The sequence below is a fragment of the Psychromonas sp. KJ10-10 genome (genome assembly GCF_047323245.1).
Classification (GTDB): Bacteria; Pseudomonadota; Gammaproteobacteria; order Enterobacterales; family Psychromonadaceae; genus Psychromonas.
Genome location: NZ_CP178826.1, coordinates 3,908,734 through 3,927,527, shown reverse-complemented (window position 1 = coordinate 3,927,527; position 18,794 = coordinate 3,908,734). Strand labels below are relative to the sequence as shown.

The 18,794-nt window shown below is 36.9% G+C and carries 21 protein-coding genes and 2 pseudogenes; 7 read left to right on the top strand and 16 right to left on the bottom strand.

Annotated elements, in window-relative coordinates; translation table 11 throughout:
- Nucleotides 1-2 precede the first annotated feature (2 nt).
- Genes ACLKMH_RS22520 through ACLKMH_RS22510 form a run of 3 tightly spaced genes read right to left on the bottom strand, consistent with a single transcriptional unit; the run spans nt 3 to nt 2,777 of the window.
- A complete protein-coding gene (locus ACLKMH_RS22520) occupies nt 3-593 on the bottom strand; it encodes an Hpt domain-containing protein (protein WP_413700038.1) in 591 nt (196 codons plus the stop codon).
- Entirely contained in the window at nt 556-756 is a 201-nt protein-coding gene (locus ACLKMH_RS22515) for a response regulator (protein WP_413702448.1), read from the bottom strand. Before ACLKMH_RS22515 ends, ACLKMH_RS22520 begins: the two co-directional genes overlap by 38 nt.
- Complete coding sequence (locus ACLKMH_RS22510; protein ID WP_413700037.1) at nt 756-2,777, bottom strand: ATP-binding protein; 2,022 nt, start codon at nt 2,775-2,777, stop codon at nt 756-758. Before ACLKMH_RS22510 ends, ACLKMH_RS22515 begins: the two co-directional genes overlap by 1 nt.
- A 111-nt stretch (nt 2,778-2,888) precedes the next feature.
- Here ACLKMH_RS22510 and ACLKMH_RS22505 point away from each other — a divergent pair, with 111 nt between their 5' ends.
- The 4 genes and pseudogenes from ACLKMH_RS22505 to relA all read left to right on the top strand — a co-directional run bounded on the left by ACLKMH_RS22505 (nt 2,889) and on the right by relA (nt 6,508).
- Nucleotides 2,889-3,206 carry a TRAM domain-containing protein gene (locus tag ACLKMH_RS22505; RefSeq protein ID WP_413700036.1) on the top strand — a complete coding sequence of 106 codons (318 nt, stop codon included), beginning with the start codon at nt 2,889-2,891 and terminating at the stop codon, nt 3,204-3,206.
- Nucleotide 3,207: 1 nt separating this feature from the next.
- Nucleotides 3,208-3,693, top strand: coding sequence for a hypothetical protein (locus ACLKMH_RS22500; protein ID WP_413700035.1), 486 nt, complete (start codon nt 3,208-3,210; stop codon nt 3,691-3,693).
- A 49-nt stretch (nt 3,694-3,742) separates the two neighbouring features.
- The gene (gene rlmD, locus ACLKMH_RS22495; RefSeq protein ID WP_413700034.1) at nt 3,743-4,222 is read left to right on the top strand and encodes a 23S rRNA (uracil(1939)-C(5))-methyltransferase RlmD; all 480 of its coding nucleotides are present in this window, start codon (nt 3,743-3,745) and stop codon (nt 4,220-4,222) included.
- 71 nt (nt 4,223-4,293) lie between these two features.
- Nucleotides 4,294-6,508 (top strand): annotated as a pseudogene (relA, locus tag ACLKMH_RS22490) (GTP diphosphokinase).
- 50 nt (nt 6,509-6,558) lie between these two features.
- Here the strand turns inward: relA and ACLKMH_RS22485 are convergent.
- Genes ACLKMH_RS22485 through ACLKMH_RS22475 form a run of 3 tightly spaced genes read right to left on the bottom strand, consistent with a single transcriptional unit; the run spans nt 6,559 to nt 7,790 of the window.
- A complete protein-coding gene (locus ACLKMH_RS22485; protein WP_413700033.1) occupies nt 6,559-7,044 on the bottom strand; it encodes a DUF6691 family protein in 486 nt (161 codons plus the stop codon).
- Nucleotide 7,045: 1 nt separating this feature from the next.
- Complete coding sequence (locus ACLKMH_RS22480; RefSeq protein ID WP_413700032.1) at nt 7,046-7,468, bottom strand: YeeE/YedE family protein; 423 nt, start codon at nt 7,466-7,468, stop codon at nt 7,046-7,048.
- 16 nt (nt 7,469-7,484) lie between these two features.
- Nucleotides 7,485-7,790, bottom strand: coding sequence for an ArsR/SmtB family transcription factor (locus ACLKMH_RS22475; RefSeq protein WP_413700031.1), 306 nt, complete (start codon nt 7,788-7,790; stop codon nt 7,485-7,487).
- 151 nt (nt 7,791-7,941) lie between these two features.
- Between ACLKMH_RS22475 and ACLKMH_RS22470 the strand changes: the two genes are divergently transcribed.
- Both ACLKMH_RS22470 and ACLKMH_RS22465 read left to right on the top strand, forming a co-directional pair.
- Nucleotides 7,942-8,160 carry a DUF2892 domain-containing protein gene (locus tag ACLKMH_RS22470; RefSeq protein ID WP_413700030.1) on the top strand — a complete coding sequence of 73 codons (219 nt, stop codon included), beginning with the start codon at nt 7,942-7,944 and terminating at the stop codon, nt 8,158-8,160.
- Nucleotides 8,161-8,248: 88 nt separating this feature from the next.
- Nucleotides 8,249-9,952, top strand: coding sequence for an FAD-dependent oxidoreductase (locus ACLKMH_RS22465; protein ID WP_413700029.1), 1,704 nt, complete (start codon nt 8,249-8,251; stop codon nt 9,950-9,952).
- A 158-nt stretch (nt 9,953-10,110) separates the two neighbouring features.
- On the opposite strand, the gene ACLKMH_RS22460 is transcribed toward ACLKMH_RS22465, so the two are convergent.
- From ACLKMH_RS22460 to ACLKMH_RS22440, 5 genes are all read right to left on the bottom strand, one after another.
- Nucleotides 10,111-10,881, bottom strand: a complete 771-nt coding sequence (locus ACLKMH_RS22460; protein WP_413700028.1) for a helicase-related protein — start codon at nt 10,879-10,881, stop codon at nt 10,111-10,113.
- Nucleotides 10,802-12,052, bottom strand: coding sequence for a primosomal protein N' (priA, locus tag ACLKMH_RS22455; RefSeq protein ID WP_413700027.1), 1,251 nt, complete (start codon nt 12,050-12,052; stop codon nt 10,802-10,804). The genes ACLKMH_RS22460 and priA overlap by 80 nt, the downstream gene beginning before the upstream one ends.
- Nucleotides 11,964-12,365: a hypothetical protein gene (locus ACLKMH_RS22450; protein WP_413700026.1), complete on the bottom strand. Its 402-nt coding sequence runs from the start codon at nt 12,363-12,365 to the stop codon at nt 11,964-11,966. The genes priA and ACLKMH_RS22450 overlap by 89 nt, the downstream gene beginning before the upstream one ends.
- A gap of 93 nt (nt 12,366-12,458) precedes the next feature.
- Nucleotides 12,459-13,193: an MFS transporter gene (locus ACLKMH_RS22445; RefSeq protein WP_413700025.1), complete on the bottom strand. Its 735-nt coding sequence runs from the start codon at nt 13,191-13,193 to the stop codon at nt 12,459-12,461.
- 191 nt (nt 13,194-13,384) lie between these two features.
- Nucleotides 13,385-13,645, bottom strand: a complete 261-nt coding sequence (locus ACLKMH_RS22440; protein WP_413700024.1) for a hypothetical protein — start codon at nt 13,643-13,645, stop codon at nt 13,385-13,387.
- A 222-nt stretch (nt 13,646-13,867) separates the two neighbouring features.
- On the opposite strand from ACLKMH_RS22440, the gene ACLKMH_RS22435 reads away from it, so the two are divergent.
- Nucleotides 13,868-14,722 carry an AraC family transcriptional regulator gene (locus ACLKMH_RS22435; RefSeq protein WP_413700023.1) on the top strand — a complete coding sequence of 285 codons (855 nt, stop codon included), beginning with the start codon at nt 13,868-13,870 and terminating at the stop codon, nt 14,720-14,722.
- Nucleotides 14,723-14,803: 81 nt separating this feature from the next.
- Here ACLKMH_RS22435 and udp read toward each other — a convergent pair.
- The 5 genes and pseudogenes from udp to deoD form a co-directional block, all read right to left on the bottom strand.
- A pseudogene (gene udp / locus ACLKMH_RS22430) lies at nt 14,804-15,553 on the bottom strand (uridine phosphorylase); the annotation flags it as partial.
- Between the two features lie 517 nt (nt 15,554-16,070).
- Nucleotides 16,071-16,346, bottom strand: coding sequence for a cytidine deaminase (locus tag ACLKMH_RS22425; protein ID WP_413700022.1), 276 nt, complete (start codon nt 16,344-16,346; stop codon nt 16,071-16,073).
- Between the two features lie 44 nt (nt 16,347-16,390).
- Nucleotides 16,391-17,014, bottom strand: coding sequence for a hypothetical protein (locus ACLKMH_RS22420; protein ID WP_413700021.1), 624 nt, complete (start codon nt 17,012-17,014; stop codon nt 16,391-16,393).
- 44 nt (nt 17,015-17,058) lie between these two features.
- A complete protein-coding gene (locus tag ACLKMH_RS22415) occupies nt 17,059-17,964 on the bottom strand; it encodes an outer membrane protein OmpK (protein ID WP_413700020.1) in 906 nt (301 codons plus the stop codon).
- Between the two features lie 100 nt (nt 17,965-18,064).
- A complete protein-coding gene (deoD, locus tag ACLKMH_RS22410) occupies nt 18,065-18,775 on the bottom strand; it encodes a purine-nucleoside phosphorylase (protein ID WP_413700019.1) in 711 nt (236 codons plus the stop codon).
- Nucleotides 18,776-18,794 lie beyond the last annotated feature (19 nt).

Here is an 18,794-nt window from a genome sequence, read left to right as displayed (position 1 = left end):
CTTTATTGATAATGTGCACAGTCATTGAGCACATTATCTAGCTCATCTAATAACTCTAATAGCTCTGGCTCTAATAAGTCAGGGCTAACTCCCTGTTTAAGCTCTTGTTCAATTAAGCCAGTAATTTTTTTCAATTTAGGTACTCCACTGTAACTGCAACCACCATGAAACTTATGAATAATCTGAGCGAAGTGGACATTATCAATTTCACCTATTATGGCTTTTCTGGTATTCACTTTAATTTCTTCAAAGTCATCAAGTAACATTGATAACATTTCCTTTGCTAGAGCTTCTTTACCTGCAGATTGCTTTAAAGCTAATGACCAATCGAAGGACAAATCTTTGCTAGTTGGTAATGTAATGGGATTGTTGGGGTTGATAATAGTACGATTTAAGACCTTCGCATCAGGTGCCCATTTATTAATGATCCGTTGCGGCGCTAGTTCATCAATGGGTTTAGCTAAGCAATCATCCATGCCTTTTTGTAGAAATTGCTCTTTTTCTCCGGGTAGTACATGAGCGGTAACAGCGATAATAGGGGTGTTGGCATTTATTTCACCAGCCTTTATTTGAGAACCAGGCGCTAATGCCATCTAAAATAGGCATTTGAATATCCATAAAAATAATATCGAATTTTTTCTCTGTTGCTTGATCCACCGCTATTTGACCATTTTCACAGATACAGACATGTGTCGCACGATCGCTGAGCATTGCTTGGATTAGTTTTAGATTCGCTGGGTTATCATCAACCGCCATCACACTAATATCTTTACGTAATAAACTAGGAAATTTTGTGCCTGTACAGGAGGCAATTGATTATTTTCTTCTGTAATCAGAGCATTAGCTAATTGTTTATGATTAATTGGTTTACTTAAGCAATGCGTTGCGCCCATTGATTTAACAACTTCAAAAATACTAGGGTCACTAGAATTAATTAAGGCTACGATATTGCTGGTAAAAGCCTGAGCTTTTTCAATATGATCAAAAAGAGGTGTTAGGTTGTCACATTGGCTATGGCCGATCACAATGGTATCGTACTGTTGATCTAGTTTTTGTTGGAATAGAAGCTCAGTTTCAGTCATGGTTAAGGTTGTTTGCCACTGATTAAGTAACTGTGAACAGGCACGAGAAGCAAATTTATTATTTTCATAGACTAAAACAGATTGTTGTTTTAATTGTGATAGAGGTAATTTAGCTAAAAGGTTGTGATTATTTTTTTCTATTTGAATCGTAAACCAGAATGTTGAACCCTGTTCAGGCACGGAAACTAGATCAATACTTCCCTTCATTTCGTTAACTAATTTTTCAGTAATAACGAGCCCTAAACCTGTGCCACCATATTGCCTTGTGACGCTACTATCTGCCTGTCCAAAGGCTTTAAAGAGTTGTTTTTGTTGTTTTTCAGAAATACCAATACCGGTATCGGATATCATTATTTTAAGCGTGACATTGTTATTAGTATCATTTTCCTGCTCAATTCGTTGAATTTGTATTTCAATATTGCCCTGTTGGGTGAATTTAATGGCATTACCAATAAGGTTAGTTAAAATTTGTTGTAAACGCATCGCGTCCCCAATGACATCATAGGGTACTTCGGAGCCAACCATCATGCTTAGTTCAAGTTGTTTTTCATGGGCACTTGGTGCGAGTAAATGCATGGTTTCATCTATGCACTCCCTTAGGTCAAAGGGAATATGTTCAAGTTTTAATTTACCAGCCTCAAGTTTTGAAAAATCTAAAATATCATTAATGATATTTAAAAGATTACCAGCAGAGCGTTCAATGGTTTGTAAGTAATCTAATTGATTGGCTGTCATTTGTGTTTTCAGAAGTTGCCTTGCAAAACCAATGACACCATTGAGCGGGGTACGTAATTCATGACTCATATTAGCCAAGAATTCAGATTTTACGGATGCCGCCTGTTGAGCATCTTTACGAGTAATATCTAACTCAATATTTTGCACTTCCATCAAGTCTAAAGTTTCCCTTAACTCACTGGTTGCTTGGTCGATATTTTCTTGCATTTCCTCATGATGGGTTGACATAGCCAATGCCATTTCATTAATACCATTTTGTAATGATGCTATTTCGCCAGTGTAATCTCCTTCTACACGTGAGTTTAATCGCCCGAGACTGATTTTTTCAACGACAGAGGCCATTTCAGAAATGGGGGCAGTGATACGTCTCGCCTGTCTAAAGGCAATAAATAAACTACCAAAGATACCAATTAGCACCACCATAATTGAAAAAGCCGCATCACGGAAAAGCAATAATTCAATTTGAGTTCGTGTCACTTCTAAGGAAACATAACCCATCATTTTTCTTGGTTGATCAAAGGTCAGTTGGTACTCTAAAAAATTAGATTCATCGATAATAGGGGTTTGGATAACAATACTATTAGCAAGATGAATAACCTGTGTTATTTCTGGGATACCTTCGCCTGGCGCTATTTTTAAGAGATTAAAATTACGGTGCCAATTACTGGTTACTAGCATTTCATTGCGAGCGTCAAAAACGGCGATACTTTTAATTATTTCACTATTTTTTCTGTGGGTTGCACCTAAAATTCGTCGTAAAATAGTACGGCTGTCATCCTGTATGCCATATTCACTGGCGATAGCGAGGGGTTCTGCAATGTTAATCGCACGATTAATCAGGAAGTCATTTGACTGTACATAGCGATGAAATGTGAAATATGCCGCCAGTAATCCCCCAATCAAAATAGTCGGTAAAATCGTATAAGTAATGACTTGTGCACGTAGTCCATATTTTGTCATAGGTAATTTTCTAATTTTTAGTCGATGAAATGAATGCTTTTATTCTGATTTATGTGACAATGTAACCAGTAAAGCTATGATGGCATAGCTTCTCTTACCTGTGAATTACTTATGGCTCAGTTCTTTAAAGCATCACCCAAAAATAATATAAAAAGTCGCATTTTAAAAAATGTATTAATAGAAAAGTTGGATCATCAAGGCAGAGGCTTGTTTTTTTATCAAAACAAACCGATTTTTATTGGTGGCGCATTAATTGGTGAAATACTTGATGTACAAGTAACAGAAAGTAAAAAGCGTTTTAGTAAAGGAAAAATAACCAATATTATCCAAGCAAGTGAGCATCGTGTTACACCTAGTTGCCCACATTATGAAGATTGCGGTGGATGCCATCTTCAACATACGACTGCGAGCGCATCAAGTCGAAATTAAAATGCTCGGTTTGAAAAGTTTATTTACACGTTTTGCCAAAAAAATACCAACTGACTTAGAAGCTCCGATTACATCGGAATCATGGGCTTATCGCCGCAGTGCACGCTTTGGTTTGCAATTTAATAGAAAAACTAAAAAAGTGAATATGGGTTTTCGGCGAGCATTATCTAATGATTTGATCGATCAACAGGTATGCCCTGTATTAAAAACATCGCTAGAAAAATTAATCGAGCCATTAAAGCTATTGTTAAACAGTCTGCAAAGTAAAGCTGATTTAGGCCATATTGAATTGATTGAATCGGATCAAGGCCCTGTGGTATTACTTCGCCACTTAAGTGTTTTACCTAAAAGTGATCTACAGCTAATTAAAGTGTTTTGCGAACAATATCAAGTTAACTTTTTAGCCAACCTTCCAAAAAGAGTATATTTGTTTAAATGGTCAACAAAAGCTTTCTTATCAGTTACCAGAGTGGCAATGCACGCTTAATTTTAGCGCCACAGATTTCTTACAGGTAAATGAGTCAGTTAATAAGAAAATGGTAAAACAAGCTTTAACTTGGTTAGCGTTAACAAAACAGGACAAAGTCTTAGATTTATTCTGTGGTCTTGGTAATTTTACCTTGCCAATTGCGAAACAGGTTGAGTCAGTGGTTGGTGTTGAGGGTGTCCAAAAAATGGTGGACAGGGCAACGAACAACGCCAGTGCTAATTTAATTACTAATGCTGATTTTTTCCAAGCAGATTTAAGCGCAGAAAATTTAAGCAAACAACCCTGGGCAAAAGACTCTTATAACAAGGTATTATTAGATCCAGCTCGCGCTGGTGCATTCGAAGCGATGTCATTTATTATTTCATTGAAACCTTCCCATATTTTGTATGTCTCATGTGATCCCGTTACCCTAGCGCGAGATAGTGAATTATTGCTAAATAAAGGATATCAGCTCGATAAGTTAGGTTTATTAGATATGTTCCCACAAACAGGACATATGGAATCAATGGCTTTATTTGTTAATTGATCAATATTTATTTTCTGCGCTTTGTTTGTTAGGATTTTATTCGTAAATATTTTATATTTTGGAGTTTTTTCATGGTTTCTGTCCGCGATACACACTTTTTTCAAACGGCACAAAAAGATCCTGCAAAATGGGTCACGACACTTGGCTTGAATAAAAAAGATCAGAAAAAACTGCTAGAGAACTATGAAAAAACCATCATGTTATGCGCCCAACCAGAGCAGTTACCATTATTAGAGTTAGGTACTGAGATGGTAGAAATTCTAGTAACGCTTAATATGGATATGGATACATTAAATGCCGCGCTTATTTTTCCATTATTAGATAATAAAATTCTCACCCAAGAACAAGTTGATGAAGTGTGGTCGAAACGCATCGCTAAACTTGTAAAAGGTGCAATGGATATGGAAGGTATTCGCGCATTACAGAACCAAGGTTCAACAAAAATAGTAGCTTCACAGGTTGATAATCTAAGACACATGTTATTAGCAATGGTAGAGGATGTTCGTGCTGTAGTAATTAAACTTGCCGAGCGAATTTGCTATATGCGCCAACTTAAGATTGAAGATGAAGCGACTAAAGTACTCAGCTGCTCGTGAAATCTCCTCTATTTATGCACCATTAGCTAACCGTTTAGGTATTGGGCAATTAAAATGGGAATTGGAAGATTTGGCTTTTCGTTATTTAGAGCCAGAGGTTTACAAAAAAATTGCTAAGAAACTCTCTGAAAAACGTATAGATCGTGAAAACTATATTCAAGATTTCGTTGCCCAAGTACAAAACTCTTTAACAGAAATGAATATAACCGGTAGCGCCTATGGCCGTCCTAAGCATATTTATAGTATCTACCGTAAAATGCAAAAGAAAGACTTACAGTTTGAACAACTTTTTGATGTGCGCGCGGTACGTGTTGTTGTCGAAAAACTACAGGATTGTTATGTCGCTTTAGGTGCGATTCATACTATGTGGTACCACATACCAAGTGAGTTTGATGACTATATTGCTAACCCTAAGGCAAATGGTTACCAGTCGATTCATACGGTTGTATTAGGTGATGAAGGTAAAGCCATTGAGGTGCAAATTCGTACACAACAAATGCATGAAGACTCCGAATTAGGAGTTGTTGCTCATTGGAAATATAAAGAGGGCAGTGCCGGTGGAAAATCTGCTAGTGGTTATGAAGAAAAAATTGCTTGGTTACGTAAATTATTAGCTTGGCAAGATGATTTGGCCGATGACGATAATTTAGTGGATGAGTTAAGAAGCCAAGTATTTGAGGATAGGGTATATGTCTTTACACCTAAAGGGGAAGTGGTTGACCTTCCGGCTGGATCAACGCCACTGGATTTTGCTTATTATATTCATAGCCAAGTGGGCCATCGTTGCATTGGAGCAAAAATAGCTAATCATATTGTGCCCTTTACTTATCAGTTAAAAACCGGTGATCAGGTTGAAATTTTAACCCAAAAAACTGAAAATCCGAGTCGAGACTGGCTGAATCCAAGCCTTGGATATATTAAAGCGCCAAGGGCGCGTCATAAAGTTGCTACCTGGTTTAGACAATTAGATCGTGATAAAAACATTACCGCTGGCCGTGAATTATTGGAGGCAGAACTACATAAAATTAAACTTAAATTAAGTGATGTGACTCCTGCGATTAAACGTTTTAATGTTAGTAGTGATGATGATATTTTTGCTGGAATTGGCAATGGTGATTTGCGTTTAAATCAATTGCTACATTTTTTAGATGATTATCATCATGAACAAACACTAGAGCAACAAGACATGGTCGCCCTAGAGGCATTAGAAAAACGTAAGCAAAGTTTTACCCCTAAACCTTCGAATAGCAATATTATTATTGATGGTGTGGGTAATTTGATGCATAGCATTGCACGTTGTTGTCAGCCCATTCCCGGTGAAAAAATTGAAGGTTATATCACCCAAGGGCGAGGAATTTCAGTGCATCGTCAACAATGTGAACAGCTTGCAGACCTACGAGATGCTCATCCTGAACGTATTATCGAAGCGACTTGGGGGGATGCACAATCAGCGGGATATTCATTGACTTTACGTCTTGAATCTTTAGATAGAAGTGGCTTATTGAAAGATATTACAACCCTATTATCTAACGAAAAAGTAAATGTGCTGGGTGTTAACAGTATGTCTAATATTAAGAATCAATCTGCGACAATTGATCTCAATTTAGAAGTTCAAAATAGTGATGACGTAAAGAAATTAGTTAATAAATTGAAACAGTTAAAAGATATTTTTGAAGTAAGACGTTTGTAGAAAAGATGCATCACAAGATAACACTGAAATCCATCTTGTGATGTTTGAAATTATGATTTAGTTGATTGGCATTGTTTTCGATAACCAACAAATGGAAGTGGGAATCGACTAGCAAGATATTGATTAGCGTGAATAATTCCGACTAGCATACTTAATATAAAAGCTAATATGATGTTTGTGCCTCCAGCGACGCTTGAAATCGCTGGGCCAGGGCAAAAACCAGCTAATCCCCAACCCACACCAAAAATAATCGCTCCCCACATTAATGTCCCATCAACCTGGGTATTGGTGGTCCAGGTAAAAGCATCACCGCTAATCGAATGAGAACGTTTTTTAATGATAAAATGATAAAAAGGAGCAAAAACAGCCAAGGCCCCACCCATAACAAAGATCAAACTTGGATCCCAATTTCCAGTGACATTTAAAAAACCGATCACCTTATCGGGATTGACCATGCCTGAAATTATCATACCTGAACCAAACAGTGCGCCTGAGACCCATCCAACTATTATTCTAATTACTTTAGATTTAGACATGCTAAACAGCTCCAAATAAACTGCGAATGTAAACCGTTACGATAGCTCGCGCCATGAAAATACAGGTAGCATAAATAGAGCGCTTAGAAAGTCGTCCTAGCCCGATTATCCCATGACCACTGGTGCAACCATTTCCTAAGCGAGTCCCAAAGCCGACGAGCAAACCCGCCAATGAAACGAGTAGAATATTATTATTACTGATATCAGGTAATGTAAACCCTAGTGGCAAGACAATTAAAAAGCTCAAAATCATACCGGTTAAAAAAGCGACTCGCCAGCTTGATTCGTGTTTTTGTGGGGTTAATAAGCCACCAATAACGCCACTAATACCGGCAATTTTGCCACTAAATAACATTAATAATGCGACCGAAAGGCCAAGCAGAGCACCACCTAATAATGATGTCCAGGGAGTAAAGTTTTCCATGATAAAACTCCAGAGGTTATTCGTCAGGGCAAAATGCGTTTTGTAACGCACTCAATAATAAACTGACACGTTGATCTGCTATGGAATAAAATACTTGCTGAGATTCTTTACGAATTTTTACAAGTTCATTTTTACGTAATACACCCAAGTGTTGGGAGAAAGCTGATTGACTTAACTTGGTATGTTCTCTTAGCTCTGAAACACCTAACTCACCATCGGATAATAGACATAAAACAATCATACGATCTTTATGAGCCATTAATTTTAATAACTCGCTTACCTCAGATGCCTTTTCATGAATTAATGCTAATTTGTTATTCATATTTTTTCCTCATTTATAATGGCTCAATAATACATTTTGTGACAATAGTTATCAATCTAAATTAGTTTTATGTTATTTAGTTTAATATTTATTAGTAATATCTAATTTAGTTGGTTATGATAGCTGGTAGTTATTAAATAGGAGAAATAAAATGACAATTGAAAATGGTATAAGAGTTTTAGCAGGCACAATGGTTTTACTTTCTGTGATTTTGACACAATTTGTACACCCTAATTTTGTTTGGTTAACCGTTTTTGCTGGCTTAAATTTATTACAAAGTGCCTTTACAGGTTTTTGCCCTGCAACATTTTTTCTAAAATTATTAGGATGTAAGTCAACCACTTGTGTAGATAAAAATAAGGGTATTTAAAGTAGGTCTGCGTAATCAAATGATGCTGTAAGTATCATTTTCAATATTCATTTTAAATTATTTTTTATTTTTAACTTTTGGAAAAACTATGTCTAAAAAAATATTAATCGTTGGTGGTGTCGCTGGTGGCGCCTCAGCAGTAGCGCGTGCTCGTCGTTTAAGTGAAGATGCACAAATTATTATGTTTGAACGAGGCCCTTTTGTCTCATTTGCTAACTGTGGTTTGCCGTACCATATTGGTGGCGATATTAAAGATAAAAGCCAATTATTATTACAAACACCTGAAAGCTTTCTTGCTAGGTTTAATGTTGATGTTCGTCCATTAAGCGAAGTGGTCGCTATTAATCGCGACAGCAAAACTGTTACAGTTCGCCTGCTTGCAGATAACAGTGAATATACTGAAAGCTATGACTTTTTATTACTCAGCCCAGGAGCAGGCCCTATTGTGCCTCCTATTCCAGGCATCAAAAATCCTTTAACGCATTCACTGCGTAATATTCCAGATATGGATAAAATTATTGAAACCATTGCTATCAATAAACCTGAGCATGCAACGGTTGTTGGTGGTGGTTTTATCGGTTTAGAAATGATGGAAGCATTTCATCAGTTAGGTATAAAAACAACTTTAGTTGAATTAGCTGATCAAGTCATGACCCCCGTTGATAGAGAGATGGCTGGTTTTGTTCATCAAGAAATTAGAGATAAAGGCATCGATTTACAATTGGGTGTGGCATTGCAAGGTGTGCAGTTTAACCCAAGTCAAACGGTTGCTAATTTTGATGCAGGTGAAACCAATCAACATCAACATTTACAAGGTAGCTTAACTTTATCTTTAAATAACGGTGAAACACTAGAAACTGATATTTTAATTATGGCGATAGGTGTTAAACCAGAAATTTCTTTAGCAAGCAATGCAGGGCTTGAAATAGGCGAATTAGGTGGGATTAAAACTAATGCCCAGCTACAAACTAGTGATCCTGTTATATATGCTGTTGGTGATGCGATTGAAGAGCAAGACTTTGTGACGGGGAAATCTTCGTTAGTACCACTTGCTGGGCCTGCTAATCGTCAAGGTCGTATGGTCGCTGATAATATGTTTGGGCGAAATGAAAGTTATCAAGGTACTCAGGGAACAGCTATCTGTAAAATATTTGATTTAGCAATTGCTTCTACTGGTAAAAATGAGAAACAATTAATTAGAGATAATATCGCCTTTGAAAAGGTCTATGTACATACGGCAAGTCATGCAAGTTATTACCCAGGCGCTGAAATTGTTTCATTTAAAATGTTATTTGATCCTGTTAATGGAAAAATTTTAGGCGCACAAGCCGTTGGTAAAGATGGCATAGATAAACGTATCGATGTGATGGCGGTTGCACAACGTGCAGGTATGACAGTAGAACAGTTACAGCATATAGAATTGACCTATGCACCACCTTTTGGAAGTGCTAAAGATGTCATCAATCAAGCGGCTTTTGTTGCTAATAATATTATCAAGGGTGATGCCAGAGCAATTCATTTTGATGAGATTGATAACCTTAGCGATCAACAAGTTTTACTTGATGTGCGTAATCCAGGGGAGCTTGAAAATGGCTTCCTAGCAGGTACATTAAATATTCCAGTTGATCAGTTACGCCAACGTATGCACGAATTACCAAAAGATAAAGAAATCATTATTTATTGTCAGGTAGGTTTACGTGGAAATGTGGCTTATCGTCAATTAGTCAATAATGGCTATAAAGCTAAAAATCTGATTGGTGGTTATCGTACCTATCTATTTGCTAAGGCCTAATAAGATAAAAAAGCTCTTAGCTGTTAGCTTTCAGTTGTCATATCAGTAAATTCAAAACAAGTGATGTTTTATTTGTTTTGAATTTAACTGGCAATTGTTAACTAGGGCCAGTTATACCTCCGATAGCGATATCAAACACAAGCTTCTTAAAAACCTCTTTAAAACAATTTCCTAAACAAAATCAATTGGGTCAACATCAATTGACCATCTGACTTTTTCCCTTCAGGTAATTTATCAAATTGCGCTTGTGCTTGATTAAGTGTATTACTGATTAATATGCGTTGATCCGCTTGTAATAACAATTGGAATCGATATTTACCGGCACGTCGTTCCATTGAAGCAGGAATAGGCCCTAATACTAAAAGACGCGTATCAATTTTATTTTGAGAGGTTATCTGTTCAATTATCTGCTTACACAAACCTAAAAAATTTTCTGCTAATGTCGCATTTTCTGATTCAGAACGAAGTAGTGCTTGAAAAGAGTAAGGCGGTAATTGTGCTAACTGACGTTCATTAAGTGCATGACGAGAAAAATCTCCATATCCACTATTCACTAATTCTTGTAATAACGTGTGCTCCGGGTGATGAGTTTGCAATACTACCTGACCGCGTTTTTCTGCACGTCCTGCACGACCAGCAACTTGTGTAAATAATTGTGCTAAACGTTCACTTGCTCGGTAATCGTTACTAAATAGAGCTCCGTCGACATCAATCAAGGCAACTAAAGTGACGTCTGGGAAGTGGTGTCCTTTAGCTAACATTTGTGTGCCTAATAGAATCTTATATTTGCCATCATTAATATCCGCCAAATACTGATTAAAACTTTCTTTTTTACGGGTATTATCGCGATCAATGCGAACGGTTGGATATTGCGGGAAAAGTGCCTGAAGCGTTTCTTCTAATTGTTGCGTGCCTACACCAGTGGACATAAGTTGTGTAGAACCACAATCGTGACATTGTGTTGGTACGGGTTGAGTGGTTCGCGCAGTGATGGCAATGCAAGTAATTAGCCGATTTATGATAGGTATAAAAAGCATCGCGACGACCACATTTTACCAGCCAACCACATTCATGGCACATTAATACTGGAGCATAACCACGGCGGTTTAAAAATAATATCACTTGATTATTTTTTTCGAGATGTTTACCCATTAAATCAATCAATTGTGGTGATAATCCTGCTTGCAATGGCAAACCCGCAAGGTTGATTAAATGGCATGCAGGTGGTTTTGCGTTGCCCGCTCTTTGTGTTAAATGTAGATGTTGGTATTTCCCCTGTAGGGCATTATGCAAGGTCTCAAAGGAAGGCGTCGCAGAGCCCAGCAAAATAGGAATTTGTTCAAGGTGTGCACGCTTTATAGCAAAATCTCGACTGTGATAACGAAAGCCATCCTGTTGTTTAAAAGAAGCATCATGCTCTTCATCTAATATAATTAGGCCTAGATTATTAAAGTCACTAAAAATAGCGCTTCGAGTACCAATAATAATAGCGCCACTACCTAATTTAGCATGACACCAACTATCAAGTTGTTCGCGTGAATTCAATGCCGAATGCTTAAGATAAATTGGCACATTAAAGCGTTGTTGAAAACGTTGCACTGTTTGCGGTGTTAGGCCAATTTCAGGCACAATAATTAATACCTGTTGTCCGCGCTCTAAAATAGGTTTAATGATATTTAAATAAACTTCTGTTTTACCACTGCCTGTGATGCCCTCTAATAAAAAGCATTTAAAAATTTTATTTTGTTGATTAACCGCTGTAATAGCAAGTGCTTGCTCACTGGTTAAATAAGGTTTTTCGGTGGATTCTTCAAAGTCATTAAGCCAATTTAAATTGATCTCGGGCTGTTTTTCAAGAGAGGTGATAATACCTTTATCCTGTAGGGCTTTCAGTGTAATTCGAGCGATGCCCTGAGCTTTAAAATCACTACTCGATAAACATTTATTGCCTAAAAGGGTTAATGCTTGATACTGTTTTTTTGCGCGTTTGAAGTCATTGATATCAATATTTTCATCGACTAATTGCCAATGGTTCGCTACCTTTAAAAGTCGCCTCTTTACCTTGACGAAGTAAGGTTGGAATTGCCTGTTGAAAAACATCACCAAAGGCATGTTGATAATAAAAACTTGCCCAACGTAACAATGACCATAACTTGTCTGTTAACAGAGGAGCCGTATCAATAAGTTGAGTGATATCCTTTAGTTTATCTATAGCGTAATCGAGATCAGGATTGACGGCACAAATGACACCTACCATCTGTCGTTTACCACCAAAGGGTACTCGCACACGACATCCCACTAATTGTTGCTCTGAGTGATTAAGTTTGTTTGCTAAATATTCTGGCAACAGGTAATCAAACTGTTTATGTAGTGGGATCGCTAAGGCGACACGGCAGATTATTGCGTTAGTCATTGGCTACCATTGAAAACGGAAAAAACCATTGTAGCGTTTTTCCCGTTATAGAGAGTAGAAATTTTTTCATATTAAGAAATCATAAATGTGTCTTTACTGTAATATCTTCACAGCTTGAATTTGTTTTTCTGCTAAATAAAGGAAGCTGACAGCGATGGCACAAAATAAAGATGAGGCGATAAAAATAGCATAATAACTAAAGTATTGCGCAATAAGGCCTATTGCGATGCTACTCAGAAGTACACTTAGCATTTGACTATTACTAAAAAGTGTAGAGGCAAGGCCCATCTGTTTTTTCATTAAATCCTGTACGACAACCATTCCAAGACTTGCATTGATGCCAACAAATAAACTATTAAATATTTGCAACACCATAAATTCCCAGGGTTGTGTGGCAACTAACAACCCGAAGTGGAAAATTAAACCATTTAAACAGGCAATAAAAATAAGACGGTGCATTCCTAATTTTTGCGACAAGTAACCAGCACTAAGCATAATAGGAATTTCAATAAAGGCTGCAATTCCCATCAAATAACCCGCCCATTTAGATGCAAATTCGAGTTCTTGGGTGAGGTACAAACTGATAGAAGTAATGTACATATTGTTCGCACCGAAGGCAAAAAACATACATATTAAAAAGAATAAAACACCCGGCACTCTTTGCCATCGAACAAATTTTTCATGCTGGTGGAATATTTCAATATGGATGTCTGGCAAGCCTGTTAAGACAATAAAAAAGACACCTGCACTGCGACTAGCCGCCATTAAGAAGGTTTGTGTAAAGCCATAGTGATCATTGATTAAAAAAGCTAAGGGTGGTGCAATCACCCAAGCAACAGCAATTCTTCGCGCGCATCATAGTGACAAAAAGAACAGAATGTTCACTAAGATATTTGTCTGCATAGTTACGTCCCATTGCAAATACCTGTGGGATTGAGCAGGCACTAAAGGACATAAAAAAGATAACAGTTGCTAGTGCGATATAATAATGGCGTGTTAACGCAAGAATAATAGTTGAACTAATAAAGCCGAGTTGAGCTAATAGAATTATTTTTTCTGCTACGCCCTTGGTCTGATTTTTTTGCTAAGTATTGTGATACGAGCACACCACTTGAAATCATAATGGCAATAAAAAATCCCATGCTGATAGGGGATGCCTGTAATTCATCGATAAGGTATAAACTTAATAACGGGAATACAAAGGCAGTGCTTAAACCGTTAAATAAACAGGTTAATAAATAAATAATAGGTTGTCTGCTGAGTAGTATGCTAAATGACATTATTTTCCCTTGATTGTGCTTTGTATCAATTATTATTGGCAAAAAAGCCTTTTACCCTGTTGCAATAGAAGGGTAATTATTAAACTTTAAGCAATAAATTAATCAAATTAGTGCTATTAACGTTAGCAGGTAATTTACGCCTAAAAAAAGTCACAAGTGATAATAAACAGTCATTTTCTGATACTATTCTCTCATTATCCTTTATTTAAAAGGTGTTTTTTTATGAAACCAAGTATTGAAAAAATTAGTAATAAGCCCGACTTTGGTTGGCGAATTCAACATTATTTTGATTGTATCTCCCACTTTGATTGGCATTATCATGTTGAATATGAATTAGTTTTACACCGAAATTTTATCGGAAAAAAGTTTATTGGCGATTATATTGGTCCAGTTAAACATAACAACTTATCGCTTTATGGTCCCAAATTACCTCATACAGAGATTTTCGAATCGAATATAGACAAACTGCAGAGTGAAACCTATATTGTCTGGTTTAGCCAAGTTTGGGTCAGCAACCTAATAAAGACTTTTCCAGAATTAAATAATCTTCAAGTGATGCTAAATAATTCATTGCAGGGTATTGAGTTCAGTGCTTCGTTATCTGAGCAAGTATTCGATTTATTACAGGATTATCAGTCCTTAAGTCCTGCTTCAGCGATTGCTAACATCATTAAAGTTTTGGTGTTGTTGAGTGAATCAGAGAACCATAAACGCTTAAATAGTTATCATCAGCAAGTACATCAAGAGGATGATAAAACTTTAAGAATAGTCGAAAAAATTTCGTTATTTATTGAAAAAAATTATCGTAACAATATTAAATTAGTGGATTTATGTAACCAGGTACACCTTAGTAAAAGTAGCGTTTCTCGTATTTTTGAGCGACATTTTTTGAGTTCTTTTTCATTACATTTAGCGGAATATCGATTAGGTAAAGCCTGCGAATTGTTGATTAATAGTGATAAAAGTATTGCTTTAATCGCAGATCTGGTTGGTTTTAATAACCTCTCTAATTTTAATCGTCACTTTAAAAGCAAAAAGCAGATGAGTCCAAAGCAATTTAGGCAATTATTTGCTTAAGTTTACTTTTAAAGCAACAGAAGAGTGAAATTTACTCTTCTGTTGCTTTTTATTGGTCATTGTAATTGCATTAATTAAAGCAATTTTTGGTTGCATGACTACAACAATGGCAATCGCATTAACTTCTGTTTTCTTCATCGTTGCTTCATCGGGAATTTCTTGCTGGGTTCGGTTCACAATAACACCGGCTACACAAGGCGCACGCCAACCCTGTGAAGCACACATAGTAAATAGGGTTGAAGACTCCATTTCATAATTTAGTACACCAAGATCTTGCCACTCTTGCATTGAGCCTTTAAAGCGACGAGTGACACGGCCTGATACGGTATCATAGCGTTCTTGGCCTGGATAGAAAGTATCAGAAGAAGCGGTAATACCAATATGCGGTTCAACACCTGAATCTCGACATGCTTCAACCATAGCTGTGGTTGCTTCAAAGTTAGCAACGGCAGGAAATTCCATAGGGGCAAAATGTAAACTTGCACCATCAAGACGAACGGCCGCTTGAGTAACAATCACATCACCAGGCTTAACATGGGCTTGGATGGCGCCCGTTGTACCGATGCGTAAGAAAGTGTCTACACCAAGTTGTGCTAATTCTTCTACTGCGATTGATACTGATGGACCACCAATACCGGTCGAACAAATCACCACGGCTTTTCCATCGATATAAGCTAAGTAGCTTGTATATTCACGATGTCTCGCAAGGAAGGTAGCATTATCCATTAACTCGGCAATACGTTCTACACGATCCGGATCGCCCGGGACAATCGCAACTGTAGCACCATCTAACATGGATTTAGTTAACCCTAAGTGAAATACGTCAGACATAATTGATTCCTTTTTATATTTATTACGTCAAATACTATTAAGTATTTTTAGTGTAAGTAATAATATTTTTGACACTAAAATCAAGCATTTGAAAAATGGTTCGCCAATAACTGATTCACTAACCTTATTTATAACAATGATAATGAATAGTTAGTTGTGACGAAGTGAAATTGTTTCTAATTGCTAGTTAGTGTATTTATTAGCAGGGCAAAGAAGTGAGATCTTGATCGGGTTGGTGATAGGTAATAACAAGTATTTATTATAACTTACAAAATGTGTTGTTTTATGCTGTGTTAAAGGTTAAAGGTTAAAGGTTAAAGGTTAAAGGTTAAAGGTTAAAGGTTAAAGGTTAAAGGTTAAAGGTTAAAGATAACAACGCTAGGGGAGAAGGGGGTAATAAGCGGGAATTAACCCGCTTATTATTTATAGATCTGTTCCTAAGAAAGCAAAGGGTAATAAAGAATCTATACTATGTATTGCAACATCAGTCTCAGAGGCGTAGCAGTATACAGTACAGTCATTTAGTGATTGTTTCTGCAATGACTTGTCGGCAAGATCCACATGGGTAAGGTTGTACTAATAGTTTAGTCGCATTACGCGCTAAAATATGTACTTCTTTTAAATCACCCATTTTTGCGCCTTCAGTGACTGCTGTTTGAATAGCATTACGTTCAGCACAGTTAGTTGTTGGATAAGCGACTGATTCAACATTGACACCTTTAAAATGTCGGCCATCTTTGAGTACTACAATAGACGCGACATTAAAACCAGAATAGGGCGCACAAAGTTGCATCGAGTAATGTTTGTAATTGCGTAAAATAATTCATAGTAATTCCTTTATAGTATTTTTTTGTAGACTTTACCGCTGTCTGTATCAGTACGAATAAAGCCCATTTTTTCCAAATAAAAACAATGATCTTTATCCGTTGCTTTTGTTTTTAACACTTTAATGCCTTTGTCTTTTAAAAATTCAGGGGAGTTATTGTAATAATAGGCGCCTAATTTATAGTCTCGATATTTTGGTGTCACATAATCAATTAATAATGTAAAAGTGCCGTTGTCTTCTTTAAGCCCACTTAAAATACCTGCAATATTATTATCACGTAACATATAAAATGAGCAGTTGGCTTCACCTAAGCTTTTGTGATCAGCTTGTTTGGTTATTTCAGCTTCATTACTGCTTAGAAAATGTAAGTAATAAGCAGAATCGACCTCAGCTTCAACCAACTTAAATTGTTCTTTACTACTGTATATCTGATATAAATAATAAACATTAATCAGGGCAATACTTAAGTTTGCTACAGCTACTGGCCATAATCCAGTTAATAGCCCGTAGTGTGCAAAAATAATACAGCCAACAAAGTTAAATATTCTTAGTTTGATAATTGAGCTCATGGTGAGTGAGATGAAAACGACTAAAGATGCTAAATAGCCGTACCATTCAATCCAATCAAATTCCATGTTTATTCCTTATTTATTATTAGGTGCACTTAGTGCTTGTTGTTTTAGGGGAGTTTATTTTTAGCGATTGAGCTAATAGCAATCGCTAAAAATAAACCCTCTTCAAAATACAAAAAGGGTTTTGTTGTAGACAACGAAATCGTTGTTAATGTGGCTTTAGAACTTGTAAGTTCGTTCGCTACATAGTGGCTCACACCAGATGTTTTACCTGCCCAGCCATCGTCTTTAAGTGCGTAAACTTCTTTGTAAGCTTTTAATCCGTAACCCAATGCAAAACGGTCTGAGTGCCAGTAAATACCGTTAAACATTGCACCGCCATTAGTTGATTTTAACTGTGAAGGTGAATCGTCGACAGCGAAGTTGTAATCGATGTAACCTTGGTAAGAAATAAATGAACCATTCTCAAAGAAGTGAACAGGTTTAAACCAGTTTGTTGAAATTTGGAAACCATCCCAGTCCTTTGCCGTAATATCGTAGTAACGGTAAAGGTTTAAGCCTACTTTACCAAGCCAAGGTACCATCACGTCTGAACCTAGACCGATAGAGATATTTTCTACACTACTGTCACCATTTACATTATAAACAGAGGCAATGTAAAGCTCTTGAACCGCACCCATTGATAAGTCTGTATTAAACAAACCATCCAATGAAATACGTGGTGCAAGTTTTGCGAACATTTTAGGTTGGCCTGATTTATCAGAACTGTCGCTATCGGTTAAGTTAAAGAAATCAACATAACCATAATAATCTAAAATCCCTGCGCGACCGCCAAACTCAAGCTCGAGGTAATCATGTGATGATTCACCCGGTAACTCGTCAAAGGCATACATGATGTTTCCTTGCATCCACTTATAATCATTCTTATGAGTATCACCATCAGTGTAATCCGTTGCAAAAGCAGGCGCTGAACCCAGTGCAAGCAAGCTTGTCGCAATAATTGATTTTTTCATTGTATATTCCTTGTTTTCCATGGTTTTTATAGTTTTTTGAATGTGTATTTAGGCAGTATTGCCAATACATCTTGTTATTAATTTTTTAGCGATGCTTAAATTACTCAGCAATTGCTGCATCTAATGCAATGATTAACATTTCGTTAAAGTTGCTTTGACGCTCATCTGAACTGGTTTGCTCACCAGTACGGATATGGTCAGAAACAGTTAAAATACATAATGCATTTTTACCTTCTTCAGCGACCACGCCGTATAGTCCTGCGACTTCCATTTCTACACCTAGAATATTGTATTTTTCAAGAGTATCGAATACTTCTGGTTCAGGTGTATAAAAAGTATCTGCAGAGAAAATATTACCAATGCGAGCTTTGATACCAAGGGCTTTAGATGCGTTTACGGCTTTTTCTAATAGCTCGTAATTGGCAATAGTCGCAAAGTCGTGTCCTGCAAAACGGATACGGTTTGCTTTTGAGTCTGTTGAAGCACCCATGCCGATAATCACGTCACGAATTTTAATATCTCGGTTCACTGCACCACAGCTACCAACACGAATTATGTTTTGTACACCATATTCACGAAATAACTCAGTTGCATAGATAGAGCATGAAGGGATACCCATGCCACTGCCCATCACTGAAACTTTTTTACCTTTATAGGTACCGGTAAAACCAAGCATGTTACGTACGTCTGTTACTTGTACTGCATCATCTAAAAAGTTTTCTGCAATGTATTTTGCGCGTAAAGGGTCGCCTGGCATTAATACTGTTTCTGCAAATGCGCCTTCAACTGCATTGATATGAGGTGTTGCCATAATAAATCTCCAAAAATGT

Bases quoted from the DNA above. Each gene is read 5' to 3' on its own strand.
- ACLKMH_RS22460 (WP_413700028.1), bottom strand. From the start codon at position 10,881: ATGTCCACTGGTGTAGGCACGCAACAATTAGAAGAAACGCTTCAGGCA.
- ACLKMH_RS22425 (WP_413700022.1), bottom strand. From the start codon at position 16,346: ATGCAACTTTGTGCGCCCTATTCTGGTTTTAATGTCGCGTCTATTGTA.
- ACLKMH_RS22440 (WP_413700024.1), bottom strand. From the start codon at position 13,645: ATGTCATTTAGCATACTACTCAGCAGACAACCTATTATTTATTTATTA.
- ACLKMH_RS22415 (WP_413700020.1), bottom strand. From the start codon at position 17,964: ATGAAAAAATCAATTATTGCGACAAGCTTGCTTGCACTGGGTTCAGCG.
- ACLKMH_RS22485 (WP_413700033.1), bottom strand. From the start codon at position 7,044: ATGTCTAAATCTAAAGTAATTAGAATAATAGTTGGATGGGTCTCAGGC.
- ACLKMH_RS22450 (WP_413700026.1), bottom strand. From the start codon at position 12,365: ATGACTAACGCAATAATCTGCCGTGTCGCCTTAGCGATCCCACTACAT.
- ACLKMH_RS22475 (WP_413700031.1), bottom strand. From the start codon at position 7,790: ATGAATAACAAATTAGCATTAATTCATGAAAAGGCATCTGAGGTAAGC.
- ACLKMH_RS22510 (WP_413700037.1), bottom strand. From the start codon at position 2,777: ATGACAAAATATGGACTACGTGCACAAGTCATTACTTATACGATTTTA.
- ACLKMH_RS22470 (WP_413700030.1), top strand. From the start codon at position 7,942: ATGACAATTGAAAATGGTATAAGAGTTTTAGCAGGCACAATGGTTTTA.
- rlmD (WP_413700034.1), top strand. From the start codon at position 3,743: ATGGTAAAACAAGCTTTAACTTGGTTAGCGTTAACAAAACAGGACAAA.
- ACLKMH_RS22515 (WP_413702448.1), bottom strand. From the start codon at position 756: ATGGCGGTTGATGATAACCCAGCGAATCTAAAACTAATCCAAGCAATG.
- ACLKMH_RS22420 (WP_413700021.1), bottom strand. From the start codon at position 17,014: ATGGAATTTGATTGGATTGAATGGTACGGCTATTTAGCATCTTTAGTC.
- deoD (WP_413700019.1), bottom strand. From the start codon at position 18,775: ATGGCAACACCTCATATCAATGCAGTTGAAGGCGCATTTGCAGAAACA.
- ACLKMH_RS22480 (WP_413700032.1), bottom strand. From the start codon at position 7,468: ATGGAAAACTTTACTCCCTGGACATCATTATTAGGTGGTGCTCTGCTT.
- ACLKMH_RS22505 (WP_413700036.1), top strand. From the start codon at position 2,889: ATGGCTCAGTTCTTTAAAGCATCACCCAAAAATAATATAAAAAGTCGC.
- priA (WP_413700027.1), bottom strand. From the start codon at position 12,052: ATGTTTTTCAACAGGCAATTCCAACCTTACTTCGTCAAGGTAAAGAGG.
- ACLKMH_RS22520 (WP_413700038.1), bottom strand. From the start codon at position 593: ATGGCATTAGCGCCTGGTTCTCAAATAAAGGCTGGTGAAATAAATGCC.
- ACLKMH_RS22465 (WP_413700029.1), top strand. From the start codon at position 8,249: ATGTCTAAAAAAATATTAATCGTTGGTGGTGTCGCTGGTGGCGCCTCA.
- ACLKMH_RS22500 (WP_413700035.1), top strand. From the start codon at position 3,208: ATGCTCGGTTTGAAAAGTTTATTTACACGTTTTGCCAAAAAAATACCA.
- ACLKMH_RS22435 (WP_413700023.1), top strand. From the start codon at position 13,868: ATGAAACCAAGTATTGAAAAAATTAGTAATAAGCCCGACTTTGGTTGG.